The organism is Desulfuromusa kysingii (assembly GCF_900107645.1).
Taxonomy (GTDB): domain Bacteria; phylum Desulfobacterota; class Desulfuromonadia; order Desulfuromonadales; family Geopsychrobacteraceae; genus Desulfuromusa; species Desulfuromusa kysingii.
Map to the genome: position 1 here is coordinate 182,799 of NZ_FNQN01000003.1, position 16,793 is coordinate 199,591.

At 42.1% G+C, this 16,793-nt stretch carries 13 protein-coding genes and 2 pseudogenes; all 15 read left to right on the forward strand.

What is annotated here, in order from left to right:
• Positions 1-128 precede the first annotated feature (128 nt).
• The 15 genes and pseudogenes from BLU87_RS06155 (at position 129) to BLU87_RS06225 (ending at position 16,375) form a co-directional block, all read left to right on the forward strand.
• Entirely contained in the window at positions 129-1,091 is a 963-nt protein-coding gene (locus BLU87_RS06155) for a Gfo/Idh/MocA family protein (protein ID WP_092345802.1), read from the forward strand.
• Positions 1,092-1,179: 88 nt separating this feature from the next.
• The gene (locus BLU87_RS06160) at positions 1,180-1,542 is read left to right on the forward strand and encodes a four helix bundle protein (protein ID WP_092345804.1); all 363 of its coding nucleotides are present in this window, start codon (positions 1,180-1,182) and stop codon (positions 1,540-1,542) included.
• Between the two features lie 2 nt (positions 1,543-1,544).
• Positions 1,545-2,246, forward strand: a complete 702-nt coding sequence (locus tag BLU87_RS06165; protein ID WP_092345806.1) for an acyltransferase — start codon at positions 1,545-1,547, stop codon at positions 2,244-2,246.
• Positions 2,247-2,260: 14 nt separating this feature from the next.
• A complete protein-coding gene (locus BLU87_RS06170) occupies positions 2,261-3,394 on the forward strand; it encodes a DegT/DnrJ/EryC1/StrS family aminotransferase (RefSeq protein WP_425429685.1) in 1,134 nt (377 codons plus the stop codon).
• Positions 3,391-4,035, forward strand: a pseudogene (locus BLU87_RS06175) (GDP-mannose 4,6-dehydratase); the annotation flags it as partial. The gene BLU87_RS06170 and the pseudogene BLU87_RS06175, both read left to right, overlap by 4 nt.
• A 65-nt stretch (positions 4,036-4,100) precedes the next feature.
• A pseudogene (locus BLU87_RS06180) lies at positions 4,101-5,200 on the forward strand (IS3 family transposase).
• A gap of 34 nt (positions 5,201-5,234) precedes the next feature.
• The gene (locus BLU87_RS06185) at positions 5,235-5,762 is read left to right on the forward strand and encodes a hypothetical protein (RefSeq protein WP_092345810.1); all 528 of its coding nucleotides are present in this window, start codon (positions 5,235-5,237) and stop codon (positions 5,760-5,762) included.
• 226 nt (positions 5,763-5,988) lie between these two features.
• Positions 5,989-7,317, forward strand: a complete 1,329-nt coding sequence (locus BLU87_RS06190; protein ID WP_092345812.1) for a lipopolysaccharide biosynthesis protein — start codon at positions 5,989-5,991, stop codon at positions 7,315-7,317.
• A gap of 139 nt (positions 7,318-7,456) precedes the next feature.
• Positions 7,457-8,812: a hypothetical protein gene (locus BLU87_RS06195; RefSeq protein ID WP_139167479.1), complete on the forward strand. Its 1,356-nt coding sequence runs from the start codon at positions 7,457-7,459 to the stop codon at positions 8,810-8,812.
• 90 nt (positions 8,813-8,902) lie between these two features.
• On the forward strand, positions 8,903-9,991 hold the full coding sequence (gene wecB, locus BLU87_RS06200; RefSeq protein ID WP_092345816.1) for a non-hydrolyzing UDP-N-acetylglucosamine 2-epimerase: 1,089 nt from the start codon (positions 8,903-8,905) through the stop codon (positions 9,989-9,991).
• Between the two features lie 83 nt (positions 9,992-10,074).
• Complete coding sequence (locus tag BLU87_RS06205) at positions 10,075-11,295, forward strand: glycosyltransferase (protein WP_092345818.1); 1,221 nt, start codon at positions 10,075-10,077, stop codon at positions 11,293-11,295.
• A 687-nt stretch (positions 11,296-11,982) separates the two neighbouring features.
• Positions 11,983-13,452 (forward strand): hypothetical protein, encoded by a 1,470-nt coding sequence (locus BLU87_RS06210; protein ID WP_092345820.1) that lies wholly within the window; start codon positions 11,983-11,985, stop codon positions 13,450-13,452.
• Between the two features lie 12 nt (positions 13,453-13,464).
• Positions 13,465-14,190, forward strand: coding sequence for an AAA family ATPase (locus tag BLU87_RS06215; protein ID WP_092345822.1), 726 nt, complete (start codon positions 13,465-13,467; stop codon positions 14,188-14,190).
• 92 nt (positions 14,191-14,282) lie between these two features.
• On the forward strand, positions 14,283-15,416 hold the full coding sequence (locus tag BLU87_RS06220; RefSeq protein ID WP_092345824.1) for a glycosyltransferase: 1,134 nt from the start codon (positions 14,283-14,285) through the stop codon (positions 15,414-15,416).
• The gene (locus BLU87_RS06225) at positions 15,413-16,375 is read left to right on the forward strand and encodes a UDP-glucose 4-epimerase family protein (RefSeq protein ID WP_092345826.1); all 963 of its coding nucleotides are present in this window, start codon (positions 15,413-15,415) and stop codon (positions 16,373-16,375) included. The genes BLU87_RS06220 and BLU87_RS06225 overlap by 4 nt, the downstream gene beginning before the upstream one ends.
• Positions 16,376-16,793: the final 418 nt, after the last annotated feature.

Below are 16,793 nucleotides of genomic sequence, written 5' to 3' on the forward strand. Positions count from 1 at the left end.
CGTATGCGTAGATACCTATTCTGGTGAAAGGTCTTCCCGTTTAGGTACCAGTGGTGTAGAGATCCTACGGTCATAAGTTTACTGAATTCATGAATGTTTGTAGTTATTTAAAAAAGGATGGTTTGTAGATGGAAAATTTTGCCCTGATTGGTGTTGGTGGTTATATCGCGCCGCGACATATGAAAGCTATAAAGGACACCGGCAATAACTTGGTTGCTGCAGTGGACAAGAATGATTCCGTTGGTATTATGGATTCATATTTTCCGCAGGCGAATTTTTTTACCGAGTTTGAACGTTTCGACCGTCATGTCGAAAAATTACGTCGCGAGAATTCAGGTAAAGAGGTTAGTTATGTTAGTATCTGTTCCCCTAATTATCTGCACGATGCCCATATTCGTTTTGCCCTGCGTACCCAGGCTAATGCTGTCTGTGAAAAGCCGTTGGTGCTGAATCCTTGGAATATTGATGCACTGCAGGAGATAGAGCAGGAGTCTGGTAAAAGGGTCAATACCATTTTACAGTTACGCTTACATCCGAGCATTATTGCTCTTAAACAATCGGTCGAGGCGCAACTAAAAGCTGAACCAGGTAAGATGTTTGATATTGATTTAACCTATTTGACATCGCGCGGTCGTTGGTATCAAATCAGTTGGAAAGGTGATGAGGCCAAGTCTGGTGGCGTAGCTACTAATATAGGCGTCCATTTCTTTGATATGCTCGCCTATATCTTTGGCCCAGTTCAGAAAAATATTTGCCATATACGTAATGAAGATACCTCTGCTGGCTTTCTTGAACTTAAGCATGCTCGGGTCCGCTGGTTCCTCAGTGTCAACGCCGAGCATCTGCCTTCAACGGCTAAAGAAAACGGCCAAACAACCTATCGTTCAATTACTGTAGACGGTCATGAAATAGAGTTCTCCGGTGGGTTTACCGACCTGCATACGCGCAGTTATGAGGGGATTCTTGCTGGCAAAGGTTTTGGTTTAAGTGACGTACATGACTGCATTCAGATTGTCCATGACTTCCGCCATTTAAAGCCAGCAGGGTTGACGGGTGATTACCATCCGTTTTGTGGGGCCGTGAATCGTTAAGTAAGTATGGCTGTTTATCGTAGATCGTTAAAGAGCTGAATAATATTGGTTACAAATGATCAACATCCAACGATAGACGGCACTAATCATGAGTGATTATAAAGAGTTGGTAGTTTGGCAAATGTCAATGGAATTGGCAGAGCATGTTTATCTATTGACTAGGAGTTTTCCGAAAGAAGAGCTGTATGGTTTAACTAGTCAGATAAGACGATCAGTGGTTTCGATCCCGTCAAATATTGCTGAAGGCAGTTCTCGTGGTGGACGAAAAGACTTTATCCAGTTTTTAATGATTGCACGTGGTTCCGCAGCTGAATTAGAAACTCAAATCATGCTGGCATTAAAAATTGACTATGTGTCTGATATCGATAAAATCATAAATCAAATTACATCGATTCGTCAGATGATCAATGCCTTGATCAGATCACTACGAAACATCGAGGGAAGGAAATAAGGATGGAAAATCAGGGATCTAAGATCGACGATCAACATTCAACAATCAACAATCAACCGAGCTTCTTCGTTCACGAATCATCTTATGTTGATACGCCAGTAACCATCGGTGCAGGCACAAAAATTTGGCACTTCTGCCATGTCCTCCCCGAATGTGAAATTGGGGCCGGGTGTTCATTCGGCCAGAACTGCGTCATTGGGCCGCGAGTTAAAATTGGTAATAATGTCAAGGTGCAGAATAATATTTCCATCTACGAAGGTGTTGAGATAGAGGACGATGTTTTCCTTGGCCCGTCTTGTGTTCTCACCAATGTCACCAATCCCCGTTCACAGGTCCTGAGAAAATCTCTTTATGAAAAAACCTTGCTGAAACGAGGTTGTAGTATTGGCGCTAATGCGACAATTGTTTGCGGTATAACGATAGGGCGTTATGCTTTTATCGGTGCTGGAGCCGTTGTCCATAGTGATGTTCCAGATTATGCTTTGATGCTCGGAGTGCCTGCCAAACAAAAGGGCTGGATGAGTCGGCATGGTCATTTCTTAAAGAATCCAGATAGTGAAGGTGTGATGATTTGTCCAGAAAGTAAATTACATTATGAAGTGCGGGATGGTGTTTTAAGTTGCCTCGACCAGGGCGAAAATGATTCTTTGCCATCAGAACTGGCTATCGGACATGAATTTTATGATGATTTCAAGGATAAATAGATCACATGTCTAAAATACAATTTACCGATTTGCATGCGCAGCAGAAACGTATTCGTCCGCAGATAGATGCCGCAATTAAAAAGGTCCTGGACCATGGTCAATACATTATGGGCCCTGAAGTAGCAGAACTCGAAGGTCGACTGGCAGAATTTGTTGGTGTTAAACACTGTATCAGTGTTGCCAGCGGAACCGACGCACTCTTGATGGCTCTGATGGCCTATGACGTTGGCCCGGGGGATGCGGTTTTTACTACTCCTTTTACCTTTGTTGCGACAGGTGAGGTGATCTCACTGCTGGGTGCTACCCCGGTCTTTGTGGATATCGACCCAAGAACGTTTAGTATTGACCCACAAAAGTTAGAAGAATCAATTATAAACTTCGATCAACGATCAACGATCAACGGTCAATCTTTAACTCCTAAAGGTGTTATTCCCGTGGATCTTTTCGGCTTGCCAGCAGATTACGACGCCATTAATGAACTAGCAAAAAAGCACGATATGTTTGTTCTTGAAGACGCCGCACAGGGGTTCGGTGGCGTTTATAAAGGCCGCAGGGCGGCGAGTCTTGCCGATGTCGCCACCACTAGTTTTTTCCCGGCTAAGCCACTAGGTTGTTACGGTGATGGAGGAGCGATTTTTACTGATGATGATGAGTTGGCGGATATCCTCTGCTCAATCCGGGTTCATGGTAAAGGCACAGATAAGTATGATAATGTTCGCATTGGTATAAATGGTCGATTAGATACGATTCAAGCAGCTATTCTTCTGCAAAAAATTGATATTTTTCCCTCGGAATTAGAAGCTAGGCAGCGGGTTGCACAAACATATTCTAAACTATTACAGGTCGTACCTAGTGTACTGACACCTGTGATTCCTGACAGTTATGCAAGCGCATGGGCTCAATATTCCATTCTGATTCAAGATCGTGATGGTCTGCAAAAGAAGTTGAAGGATGCAAGCGTCCCCACGGGTATTTATTATTCTAAACCGCTACATTTTCAGGCTGCATATCTGGAAATTGGACATAGCCCAGGAGATTTTCCCGTATCTGAGTCTGTTTCTGCAAGAATCTTGAGCCTGCCGATGCATCCCTATTTGGATGATATAACAATTAACCTTATTGTTGAGCAGGTAAATAAATTACTATGAAAATACTGGTAACTGGTGGTGCGGGTTTTATCGGCTCTGCAGCTATTCGTTACATTATTCATCATACCCCTGATGAGGTTGAGAACCTTGACAAGCTAACATACGAGGGGAACTCGGAGTCTGTCTGGAGTGCCTCTACCAGTGATCGCTACGCATTTGAACGGGTGGATATTTGTGATCGGCCAGAACTGTAAAGGGCATTTACAGCACATCAACCTGATGCTGTGATGCATTCGGCAGCAGAAAGTCATGTTGATCGCTCTATTGATGGACCTTCTGCTTTTATTGAAACCAATATCGTTGGTACTTATACCTTGCTTGAAGTTTCACGTAATTACTGGAATAGTCTCAATGAGGAGCGCAAGGCCAAGTTTCGTTTTCATCATATTTCGACAGATGAAGTATATGGTGATCTCGAATGTTCAGAAGAACTGTTTACTGAACAAACCTCCTATGCTCCAAGTTCACTTTACTCTGCCAGTAAGGCCTGTTCTGATCATTTGGTTCGTGCTTGGTGGCGAATCTATGGACTCCCAACCCTGGTGTCTAACTGTTCTAATAACTACGGGCCATATCATTTTCCTGAAAAACTTATTTCCCTCATGATTTTAAATGCTTTGGATAAGAAAAAAATGCCGGTTGATGTGGTTCAATGATTTCAGACACCAATATGCGTGCTATAGTCAGGCACAAAATGGAGGTGTTCATGAGTCGAAAAGGACGGTCTTTCAGCCCCGAGTTCAAACTTGAGGCTGCAAGCCTTGTCGTTGAGCAGGGTTAAACAACTCGAAAGTGAGAAGTTTGGCGATACGCCAACGTCATCGGCTCTAACGCCTGAGCAGCGCCGTATCCAGGAGCTGGAAGAACGGATTAAGCGTCTGGAAAGAGAGAAGTTGATCTTAAAAAGGCTACCGCTCTCTTGATGTCGGACGAAGGTCAACATTTGCGTTGATTGATCAGTTAAGTGAGCAAGAAGAGACCAATCTTCTCTGCCAAACCTTCGGGGTATCTCGTTCAGGTTATTATGCCTATCGTCAGGCAGCAACGAGGATTGATCGGGAACGCCTTCGTCTTCGCATCTGGTGTAAGGAGCTCTTCAGAGACAGTCGTGGCTCTGCCGGGAGCCGGACACTAACCGACCTTCTTAGGGGAGAGGGAGAGCAGATCGGTCGCTACAAATTCCGTCGTTTGATGGCGGAAGCTGAACTTGTTAGCAAGCAGCCACAGCCAAAACCCCATAGGGCTGAGCAGGGAGAACGGCCCAACATTCCCAATCGACTGAAGCGGGAATTTGATGTGCCACAACCTGATTGTGTCTGGTGCGGCGATATTACCTATATCTGGGCGGGCAAGGGTTGGATCTATCTTGCCGTCGTACTGGATCTGTGTCCTCGAAGAATTGTCGGATGGCACCTCTTGAAAAGCATGGATGCAGGATTGGTCGTAGCGGCGCTGGATAAAGCCTATCAATTACGAGGGAGGCCACGAAACATAATTTTCCATTCAGATCAAGGCAGTCAGTATGCCAGTGTGATCTTTCAGCAACGCATGTGGCACTACAAAATGAAACAGAGTATGAGTCGACGAGGTAATTGTTGGGACAACGCTCCAATGGAACGAGTTTTCCGCAGCTTAAAAAGTGAATGGGTTCCCAAAGGGGGATACCAATCCTTTATTGACGCCCGGAAAGATATCGGCAGTTATTTGATGGGATATTACAATTATGTGCGACTCCATCAATGGAACCATGGGCAATCGCCAGTAACTGCGGAAGAAAACCTTAAATCTGTGTCCGATATTTGTTGACCACTACACTCAGCTGTTTTGCTGCCTGGTGGCAATGAGCGTACTTTTGGTCTTTCAAGGTGCGATAAACAAACCTTACCGCACGGCTCCAATTGATGAACAAACTATGAAAGTAACTGTTGGGCACGTTGCATCGCCTATTTTTGTTGATTTGAAAACAAGTAAATACATTAAGGAGCTTCAAGGCGATGCCATAAAATCTGGTTGGGTAATTGGAAACCCGCTTATTGATCTTACGGGTGGTAGCCCTGGGGCTGCTTATATTTTAGGGGCTACCGCTCCCGGATCCCCATGGATCTTGGGAGGGTACTCAGGCTCAACAAAGTTTGCCAAAACCGCGCTTGGGTATGCTGATCGAAGTTCTCTTGACAATGCATGGCTGTTGATCGCCCCTGAGGGGAGGAGACAGCTTTCATTGTCAGTACTTACCGACCTTGATCTCCTTTTTCCCGAGAATTACATATATGTTGGCAAATTTACCAACCCAACAAGACGAGAAACTCAAAAGCTGTATAGACCAAAGTCTGAAAATGATTTTTTAGACCTTATGCTACACGATTAGCGAGTAAGTTGATCGTGGTGTGTAAGCCTTCTGGTGTTTCGTCAGCAGGTTGTCGAAAACAATTAATGCCTAGCTTTGTTGGGAGGATAACTCCGTTGTTTCAGCTTTCAGCTGAGCAAATCCGGTTAAATACTCTGCCAAAAAGATATTTTTATTTGATGGGTGGTTATCGCTCATCTAGAATTGTAAATAACGAGGAATTGTTAGCTGTATCAATGGAGGGAACTTGAGTTTTTATTTATTTAGCCTGCGGGGCCTTGTCTCCATGGCTAAGAAACTAGACAAAGCCATTGCAAGCAATCTGACCCGATTCTGGCACCAAGTTGCTAGGCTTGCCGGAGGTACGGTTCTTGCGCAGGGTTTGGTTATCGTTTCAACGCCAATATTGACGCGGCTATATACGCCTGATGATTTCGGTTTATTGCAAGCCTATATTTCAGTAACGGCAATTATTACCGTTGTGGCTTCGTGGCGTTATGAATTTACGATAACCCTGCCAAAAAATGATGAAGATGCCGCTTATCTTTTTGTTTTGAGTTGGTGTGCGCTTGCTATAACTACCACGGTCCTATCAGTTTTTATCTTCATCCCCACTCCCATTCTCTATAATTACTTCAACATGGGTTCGCTTCATTCTTACCTGTACTTCATACCGATAGGTGTTATTGGAGGCGGTGGGTACAACATTTTAACTTTCATGGCAGTCAGAAAGAACCAATATTCGTCCATCGCGATTACCAAATTTAGTAGGAGTATTGGTCAAGTCACGACACAGATTATATCTGGTGTGTTGGCGCTTGGAGCCTCTGGTCTTTTATTGGGGGACGTTGTTGGAAAATCAGGCGGAATCTTTGCTTTGTATTCAAAGGTGTGGCGTAAAGAACGGTTCTATTTGTCCACAATTTCACTTAAAAAACTGAAAGCGTTAGCTCTACGTTACTGGCGTTTTCCTTTGATTTCGACCCCCTCATCACTGATTAACAGCTTGGGCTTGAATCTTCCAGCTTTGTTGTTGCTGACATTCTATGGACCTCAGGTTGTTGGTTGGTTTGCGCTTGGACAGCGTGTGATGAACATTCCTCTTTCACTTGTGGGCAGGGCTGTTTCACAGGTATTCTTGGGGGAAGCGTCAACTATTGTTCAGCAAGGTCACGAACAACTTAAAAAATTCTATTTAAAAACTGGTTTGAAACTGCTCTTGGTTGGAATTGTTCCAATAGGTTCTATATCCCTGTTTGGGCCAAAGTTATTTGCCGTTATTTTTGGGGGTAGTTGGGAGCAAGCAGGTGTTTACATTCAACTTTTGTTCTTTGCTTCTATTGCGAAGTTTGTTGTAAACCCCCTTTCTCAGACATTGATTGTTTTGGAGCGGCAGGTTATTCAATTAGTGTGGGATATCATTCGTTTGGTTCTAGTTCTTATTTCTTTTGTTCTCCCCGTATTTTTGAATTTGCCAGCCACTTACGCCATTGGGTTGTACAGTGTTTCTTCTTTTTTGGCATATATTGTTCTTTTTTTTATAAGCATTAATGAATTGAAGAAAGTTGAAGATTAATTAGATTTTTTAAGTAAGAGGGTTGTTAATCTATTGAAAAATTAAATGTCTTTTCCGGTATGATTCTATACTATAGTGTATGCGTAAAAAAGAGTCTTACTTCCGCGACTTGTGGCGGAGTAGTTAAATTGGATGAAAAATGATTTTTTCTATATTATTTTGTTTAATAATCTTTACTGTAGCGGTGTGGCGAATTGAAAGTAGATGTCGATTTATTCTTACACCTTTTATGGTTCTTATGTACTTTGAACTTGTGCGGATATTGCCTGCATTTGTACTAAGCCAAAATCCTACTTTGAACTTAGCTTCAAGTGGTTATCCATTATTAGTTGCGAGTTGTGCCTTCTTTTTTTTAGTGGTTGGTTTCGTACTAGGATATTTTTATAGACCAACAGGCGCTGATCGTGTACTGGCATTAACCGCTGCTGGGGGGTCTAGGCTGACATTGAATCGCAATGAAACTATCGGTGTTTTTGTCCTTGCAATGCTCCTTGCTATAGTGGGATTTTGGTTCTATAGAGGTGTTCCTGTCACTCTGTCCTCTCTAGTTTCATTATTTGGAGGGGGGGCTCAAGATGCTGCTATGATGGTGCGGGACCAGCGATATTTGCTTACAAAATCCCATTATTTTGGCGGCGAGTACAGGGGCCAAGGGATTGTTAGAATTTTGATGTTTCAGGGCTGGACGCTGATTTGCTGTTTTACCTTGATCGCGAGTATGGAGCGGAAAACGGCACGTTCAATTATAATGTTTTTGATTTCTTTGATTGCTGCTTGGTTATTTGTTGCTGGGGACGGCTCAAGAGGTAATTTTTTAAATTTGTTAATTGTTCTGACAATCGCTTACTCAATTCGTCGCCCTTTATCTATGAGAACTCTTTTGTTTATTGGTTCTTTTATTGTGATGATGGGCATCTCTCTTAGTCTTTATTCGACTAAAGGCCATCAATATTTATCGGAAGGAGATGGACAATTTTTTACAAATATGGGTTCAATGATTTTTGACCGCATATTTTTAGGTAATGCCAGAAATGATATTTTCATTATTGAACTTGTTAAATCTGGTGTTTGGGATTTGCGATGGGGGGGGATACACTTGCGTGATGCCATTAGTTCTATCCCTAGTGTACAATATGGAATGCCTTTGTCTTATGAATTGTCACAATACCAAGATTTTAACTTAGGGAAAACCACATTTTCAAGTGGTACGTATCTGTCAAAAGTTTTTGCTGACTTTGGGCTGTGGGGTGTCCCCCCGATCTTTTTGTTAATTGGTTTTTCAATTGGATTAATCCAACGATGGGTTTTTCGGCCAGTCAGCGGTGCTTGGTCGACCGCAAAGTTGGCATTAATTATTTTTCTTGCTGGAGCTCTTGTCTCTTCTGGTTTTATTGGTGTTATATCAAAGCTAGTTATATTGATCATAATTTCTCTTTTCCATTCCTTGTTTATTGGGAGCATTAAGTGGTGTCGTCGTCAGCTAAATTCATTGTGAGAGTTTGCTTGTCTGGTCAATGTTCAGTGCCGGATTTAAAAATAATAATCGTTATCATTACGTGGAAACTTACGATTGGGGATATAAACAATGAAAGTCATTACAATTTTGGGGGCACGCCCACAATTTATTAAAGCTGCCGCAGTGAGTAAGGCCTTTTCGCAAGAAGATAATATTGATGAGATACTTCTTCATACAGGGCAGCACTTTGATGCCAATATGAGTGATATTTTCTTTGCAGAACTTGGTATACCCAAGCCTGCTTACAATCTTGGTATTGGTGGTGGGAGTCAAGGTGTAATGACCGGTCAGCAATTGATCGAGATTGAAAAAACTTTACTGATGGAAAAACCTGACTGGGTGCTGGTGTATGGTGACACCAATTCAACACTATCTGGTGCGCTGGCTGCGGTGAAACTACATATTCCTGTTGCCCATGTAGAGGCGGGTCTACGATCATTTAACCGTAGTATGCCTGAAGAGATTAATCGTGTGATCACAGATCACATCAGTACTTTACTTTTTGCCCCTACTGATACTGCTATACAAAACTTAGCTTATGAAGGTATCTCTGGGGAAACATGTCTCAACGTTGGCGACGTCATGTACGATGCGGCGTTGCTCTATGGTGAACAAGCAAAAAATCAATCCAGCGTTTTGAAAAAACTCGAACTAAAGGCCGGTAGCTATGTTCTGGCGACAGTGCATCGGGCTGAAAACACTGATGATCTTTCCCGATTGAGTGTAATACTAAAGTCATTCGGGGCGATTTCCCAACACCAGCAGGTTGTGTGGCCTATTCATCCGAGAACGCGTAAAGTTATTGATAAGAATAATCTCCATTTTTTGTTAGGAGAAGGTGTGCGGTTGATTGACCCTGTTAGCTATCTTGACATGGTAATGCTTGAGTGTAGCGCTTCATTGATCGCTACAGATAGCGGCGGCGTTCAAAAAGAGGCATTTTTTTACAGTGTGCCCTGTGTTACCTTGCGCGACGAAACAGAATGGGAAGAGTTAATCAAATTGGGTTGGAATCGCTTGGCTCCACCGTTAGACGTTGAAGAGGTGACAACAGCATTGATGATGGCGATTGGTACGCAAGGTAAGGACTTCAATCCTTATGGCGATGGGAAAGCTGCAGAAAAAATAATTCGTGAGATTGTCAGAAAGACCGTCTAGGGAAAAATACATAAATTCTAGTGATAATCTATTCAATTTAAACCTATGTTTAGTTATCCCACAACAAATAAGGATTTGTATCAATGTCTTCCTCTTATAGGTATGCTTATATAACGGCAGTAGATTTATCGATTGATAATGGCCCCGGTATTAATGAAAGGGAATTTGTAAAGGAGTTGCTTGCTTCCTATGGTGAGCGGATTATTTGTATAATACCGTCACCATCCCGGCCGGAAAACTATTCTGACAGCAGAATCTCTTATGTGGTTAATCATCGAGGAAGAAATCCGTTTTATTACTTGTTATATTTATTTTCATTATTTTTTAAAGTGTTTAAACTCCACCGACATGCTCGTTTAGATGCTCTTGTCTTTCGTTTAGATCTTTTTGCGATAGAGCCTATTATTTTGTCTAGTTTATTAAGAATACCCTTCTTTCTCAAAACATTAGCAGGTTATACCGGTTTCTCGAATTTGGCCAGCAAGAGACAACGACTTATATCTTTAGTTTCCCTTCCTCTTTATCGAATAGCTACACGCAGAGCTATTGCTGCTGACACAGTGAGTGCACCGTATATACTTTGGCAGAAATTCATCTATAGGCTAGACACTGACAAGGTTCACATAATAAGAAATGGTGCCAACCTGGAAATGTTTTCCCCATCGAATAAAAGAAAGCTTCAAGACGAATTTAATCTTGACCGATTTTCCTATGTAATTGGCTATGTTGGCGCTCTTAGTGCTCTGCGAAATATTGATACCTTGATATATGCATTAGCTAAGGTCAATCAAGAGAAACCTGTTGCACTTGTGCTGGTGGGTGAAGGACAAGGTAGAAGCGAAATTGAGGCATTGGTGGAAGAAAGTGGGTTAAGTGCTAACGTATTTTTTACGGGGGCTATCCCTTATGCTGCGGTACCAAGCTATATGAATTTGTTTGATGCTGCTGTTGATTTAACTTGTGTTCCAATGAAGATTGACCAAACGATACTGAATGCATCCTATTCACAAAAGATTCCCCAGTATCTAGGCTGCGGATTGCCTGTAATTGCATGGAGCGTGGAAGATAACAATTTCTTAGATGCAGAGGGTATCGGGAAACTTGTAACTATCGGAGATACAGTTGGTTTGACCGTTGCGATCGAAAGTTTGGCAGGGTTGTCTGATGTAGAAAGGAAAGATATGTCTAGCCGTGCAAGATTGTATGCAGAGCAAGAGTTTTCACTGAATAGACTCACGCAAAAACGGTTTTTATTGTGGGATGAATCTATGAGAAAATTTTTAAAGAAAGGGGAGGCGGTTTAACTGGATATTCTAAGTTTTAATTATTTTAACTTTCTCGCAGGGTTGATTATCTTTGTATCGCTAATACTTAGCGCTAAGTATACACATAATTTATTTTTAAAATTCCTAAAAAACACAAAATTTTACGTGATGGAAACTGCTTAAATATTGATGGACCACTGTTTCCAATATCTGTTCATTCTGGAGAAAACTGCTCCGGGGTGATTAAGGTAACAGGCGTTCCCGGAAGTGGGAAGACAACTTATTTAAGGACATGTTACCCAAAGACTATATCTTCATAGGGGGAGTTCCTCTGCAATATGGACCTCTCAACAGAGTTCTGTCTTCCTTTTTTTTTACCCATCTATGCTTTGATAACCGGTGCCATAAACTATAAACAGATATGGTGGTTGATGAAGAAGGCTACCATTTATGATGAGACTTTTTTAATAAAATAAGTGCGTTACGTAACTGTCTCACAAAATTTTGATTTCATTTTTATAAGTCAAAATCTAATATAGTCTTTGTCGATGAAGGTGTAAGTCATATCCCTTTTGTTTTGGGTTTGGAATCTGAGGAAATAGACTGTTTTATATCAATTTTTCGACGACATCTGATTAAAATAAAAATTATCTTTATGGAATTGCCCTCATATGAAATCTTAATAGAAAGAATAATTGAACGTGTCCATAAAAGTTAGGTTGAAAAATGAGTATGGAAAGTGCTGGGTGTAAAGGTTTAATTGAGAAAACTATTAGTGTGAAACCTGTTGGAGTTTTTGATCTTCTTGAAGCTTTGGATAATAATGGCATCCCTTATGTTAGTTGGAAAAATAATCACGAGCTCGCTAAGGCATTAGCGGGGGAAAGTGATATCGACCTTTTTGTGCCGTTTGATTTCAGAGCTGCTTTCACGATGCTGTGTGCTCAGGACGGTTGGTTGTCGGTTCATAATCCTGTCGCAAAGTATCCATGGGTAAATCATCTTTATAAACCTGACGGTAAATTTAAAATTTGCCATATACATGTTTATTTTAAGGTGGTTACTGGTGAGAGTTGGCTCAAGGAATATATCCTTCCATTAGACAGCTGGATCATCGAAAACCGTGTTCGATCTGTGGAGTTTTATGTATGGGTTCTTAGTGTTGAGGCTCAAGCATATCTTTTTGTGATTCGTCACCTTCTCAAGGGTGGATCTATGTCTAGTCGACTTCTTTACTCTAGAGAACTTGACAGCTATCGGGAGGAATGGTTGCAGTGTGATCAGGATAAAAATGCTGTAACGGGTGTTAAGCCGATTGCCCTTGAGTCTTTTTTGGCTGGCAGTAAACTCTACTCTGGTGGTTTTTCCTTGCCTCGATTGGGTACGGCTATAAGATTTCGTGTCGCTGCATCCCCATTTTTAAGAGTAGCATGGTGGTCTCTTCCTGCTCGCCGTTTTATAAGTTTTTTTCACCGTGTAACAAATAAATTTTATTACAGAAGGAAGAAGGTTTTAGCTGCTGGAGGAATGGTGGTTGCCATTTCAGGAGTGGATGGAGCTGGAAAATCTACAATGCTTACTGAGGCTACAGATTTCTTTAGTAGTTTTTTGACTGTGGATAGATATCATCTAGGCCGCCCTCAAGGTCCAGTTATTGAAAAGCTTCGGCGGTTATTTGCAAAGAAGGTTAATGTAATAGGTTCAGAGCCAAGTTTCTCTTCAGATTGTGCAGCTGTATCAACTAGAAAAGCTATTTCGGTTATGGTACTTGCTATCTTAAGGCTCCGTTTGGCTCGTAGGGCAGCTCGGCGGGCGGCTATGGGACATCTAGTTTTAGTTGATCGTTGGCCCACCGATATGGTGGGTAAAATGGATGGACCTCGAATTCATTTCCGTGAAGAGTCTGGAGTTTTGGTGCAAATATGCAGACGTATTGAACAGTGGGCTTACGCTAGTATGCCTAGAGCTGATATTTGTTTTTATTTTGAGATACCTCTAGCTGTCGCTGTCGATAGAAACCGAAACCGTATTAAGAATGACAAAGAGACAGATGAGGAGATAACGGCTCGCTTTGAAGGTAATCGTGATATTCAGCTACTTGCTCGTAAAACTATTCGTTTTGATAATGCCGGTGATTTAGCAGTGAAGCGTAAGGAGTTTTTGTGGCAGTTGTGGGCCGAGATCATTAAACATTGAGAGTTGGTTGAAATGAATGATTTTGGTTCTGGGACAGTTATTGAGTTTTTTGGAGCCCCTGGTGTTGGGAAATCTTACCTTGCTAAGGGACTTTCATCATATTTTAAAGCTAATAGTGTAAATGTAAGCGATCAATCGTTGGCTGTGGGACAGATGTCCAGACTTCATAGACTCGTGTATAAAAACCGAATAATTATTCCAATGTTAGTATTAAAGCCTAGAATATTATGGATCCTACTAGCTTTTGCCTTTAAAGCAGGGGTAAAAACTCCGGCTGCATTTATGCGGGTGCTGGTTAACTGGCTCTATATTGTCGCATTGATGCAGCGGGAACTTAAGCATTATGGTGTCGTGATTCTTGATCAGGGTATTGTTCAAGCTTTATGGTCTACGGTTTTCCGGGGAAGGAATGTGGAACTCAATGCTACCGCGGCACTTATAAGGAGTTTATTAAAGGCATGTTCTGCTAAGCAACTGGTGGTTGTTCATCTTTCTTTGGATCGTGAAAAGCATCGCGTGCGACTCGCTTCTCGTTTGCATGGCTGTAGTCCCCTTGATGATGGTGATTGTGAAAAATTTCAACGTGGTTTGCTGACTGCAAAATCAGTTGGCGATGTGGTTAGTAAACTTGAGAATGGTGTGGAAAATCAATTAATCAATAATGTGTATTTCGAAAATGACGATAATGCCAATGTCTCCTGTTTGTATGGAAAATTATTAAATATATTAAGTTCTTGAAATTGTATATATAAAATCAACTATTAAATTATTATATGCATTCATAGATGATTGTAATTGAATTGATGTAATCCAGATAACAGGGAATTAAAATTTTGAAAAAACTTCTTTTTCTAGTTAATGTCGACTGGTTTTTTTTGTCGCACAGACTTCCAATAGCCATTGAAGCATTAAATTATGGTTATGAAGTACATGTAGCAACTGGAATTACTGACAAGCTAGATGTGCTGCGTTCTTATGGTTTGATTGTTCACCCGTTGACTATGGGAAGAAGTAGCACTGGGATTGTTGGAGAGGTAAGGACCTTCATGAGTATTCTGCGAATATTTATGAAGGTTAAACCGAATATTGTCCACTTGGTAACGATAAAACCAGTGTTGTTTGGTGGTATTGCTGCGCGCTTGGCAGGTGTTCCTGCTGTGGTCGCGGCAATTTCTGGTCTGGGGTTTGTCTTTTCAGATAAGGGCAAAAAGGCGACAGTGATTCGTTTTTTTGTTTCCAGCCTATATCGTTTAGTGTTGGGCAAGCGTAACCTGAAGGTGATTTGTCAAAATCCCGATGATCGCGAAACCTTAGTGAAGGCTGCGGGCTTGAAGCAGGATAAGGTGATGATGATTTCAGGATCAGGGGTGGATTTGTCAGCTTATGCGGTAACGCCTTTATCCAAAGGTGTGCCAGTGGTGGTTATGGCTGCCCGCTTGTTGCGTGATAAAGGAGTGCTTGAGTTTGTCGCTGCCGCGCGTTTGTTGACTCAGCGTAATGTGGCCGTTAGATTTTGGTTGGCTGGTGATCCTGATCCTGGAAATCCCGCAACTGTCACACTTGGTGAATTGTCTGCTTGGGAGAATGAAGGGTGTGTGGAAATTTTAGGTTATCGTGAAGACATTCCTAACCTATTTGCTCAAGCCAATATTGTTGTCTTGCCATCTTATTATGGAGAAGGGCTGCCCAAGACATTAGTTGAAGCTGCGGCATGCGGACGTGCTGTTGTTACAACAGATCATCCAGGTTGTCGTGATGCGATTGAACCAGGAAAGTCCGGTTTGTTGGTCCCCGTAAAAGACTCGATTGCACTTGCTGATGCGATACAACGTCTGATTGATGATCGTGAATTGTGCCACAGTATGGGGCGAGCAGGTAGGGTTTTGGCTGAGCGCGAATTTGCTATAGAAAAAATTGTTGATGCACATTTGAAGATTTATAAAGAGCTGGAAGTGAACGCATGAATATTCTGGTAACTGGGGCTAGTGGTTTTGTTGGTTCTGCTGTTGTTAATCGTTTATCTCTTTCCTCAAATTTTACACCGCGTGCCGGCGTTCGTCGATTAAATCATAATTTCCACTTTAGCGTAAATGTGATTCAAGTTAATACCCTTGCTCATGATACTGACTGGAGCGCGGCCTTGTTGGGTGTCGAAACTGTAATTCATGCCGCCGCCCGTGTCCACATCATGGATGATAATGCTGCTGATCCACTCACTGAGTTTCGCAAGGTAAATGTTGCAGGTACGCTAAATCTGGCACGGCAAGCTGCCGAGGCTGGGGTAAGGCGCTTTGTTTTTATCAGCTCTATTAAGGTCAATGGTGAAGGAACACCCTTAGGTGAGCCATTCAATGCTGATGACTCTCCGTCTCCAGTCGATCCTTACGGAATTTCCAAGATGGAAGCTGAAATGGGCTTGCAGCAGCTTGCCAAAAAAACCGGCATGGAGGTGGTGATTATCCGCCCTCCGCTGGTTTATGGTCCTGGTGTTAGAGCTAACTTTCAATCAATGATGCGTTGGCTCGCTAAAGGAATACCCCTCCCTTTTGGGTCAATACATAATAAACGTTCTTTGGTGGCGTTGGACAATCTGGTTGATCTGATTGTCACCTGTATTGACCATCCTGCCGCTGCGAATCAGATTTTTTTAGCTAGTGATGGTGAAGATCTATCGACTACACAATTATTGCAGCGAATGGCAAAGGCTATGGGCAAAACAGCGCATTTGATTCCGGTGCCTGCCAAGGTTTTAGAGTGGGGAGCAACACTCTTAGGTAAACGTGCGTTGGCACAACGGTTGTGCGGATCGTTGCAGGTGGATATCTCTAAAACACGTGAAGTGTTGGGCTGGACACCGCCGATAAGCGTGGATGAAGGGTTGAAAAGAGCTGCTGCGGGATTTAAAAAGTCAAAGGCTGATTAGCCACGGACGCACACGGACAAGGGCGGATAGTTCGTTAAAACTGGAAAGGCGAAGGCCGTTTTTTTAGCCGCTATCAAAATCTATTAAGGTCTATAAAAGCTTTTTTTTGGGGGGAGAACCTATATAGGCCAAAGCACTGGATTGACAGGTTCTGATAGATCATCATCGCGGCGAAGGGTTTTTCTGATTGTGGGATTCAAAGGATTTTAAAGGCTATTATTTTGCCGCTATCAAAATCTATGAGGGTCTATAAGGACTTTTGTTTGGGATAAACCATTTAGATAAAGCATATGGTTGACAGATTTTGATAGATTTTTATCGCGGCGAAGGGTTTTTCTGGTTGTTGGATTAGAAGGACTTCAACGGCTATTATTTTAGCCGCTATCTGAATCTATGAGGGTCTATAAGGACTTTTGTT

What these genes read in the sequence shown, in the direction of transcription:
- wecB (WP_092345816.1), top strand. Translation starts at nt 8,903, where the DNA reads ATGAAAGTCATTACAATTTTGGGGGCACGCCCACAATTTATTAAAGCT.
- BLU87_RS06210 (WP_092345820.1), top strand. Translation starts at nt 11,983, where the DNA reads ATGAGTATGGAAAGTGCTGGGTGTAAAGGTTTAATTGAGAAAACTATT.
- BLU87_RS06155 (WP_092345802.1), top strand. Translation starts at nt 129, where the DNA reads ATGGAAAATTTTGCCCTGATTGGTGTTGGTGGTTATATCGCGCCGCGA.
- BLU87_RS06165 (WP_092345806.1), top strand. Translation starts at nt 1,545, where the DNA reads ATGGAAAATCAGGGATCTAAGATCGACGATCAACATTCAACAATCAAC.
- BLU87_RS06195 (WP_139167479.1), top strand. Translation starts at nt 7,457, where the DNA reads ATGATTTTTTCTATATTATTTTGTTTAATAATCTTTACTGTAGCGGTG.
- BLU87_RS06205 (WP_092345818.1), top strand. Translation starts at nt 10,075, where the DNA reads ATGTCTTCCTCTTATAGGTATGCTTATATAACGGCAGTAGATTTATCG.
- BLU87_RS06160 (WP_092345804.1), top strand. Translation starts at nt 1,180, where the DNA reads ATGAGTGATTATAAAGAGTTGGTAGTTTGGCAAATGTCAATGGAATTG.
- BLU87_RS06225 (WP_092345826.1), top strand. Translation starts at nt 15,413, where the DNA reads ATGAATATTCTGGTAACTGGGGCTAGTGGTTTTGTTGGTTCTGCTGTT.
- BLU87_RS06215 (WP_092345822.1), top strand. Translation starts at nt 13,465, where the DNA reads ATGAATGATTTTGGTTCTGGGACAGTTATTGAGTTTTTTGGAGCCCCT.
- BLU87_RS06185 (WP_092345810.1), top strand. Translation starts at nt 5,235, where the DNA reads ATGAGCGTACTTTTGGTCTTTCAAGGTGCGATAAACAAACCTTACCGC.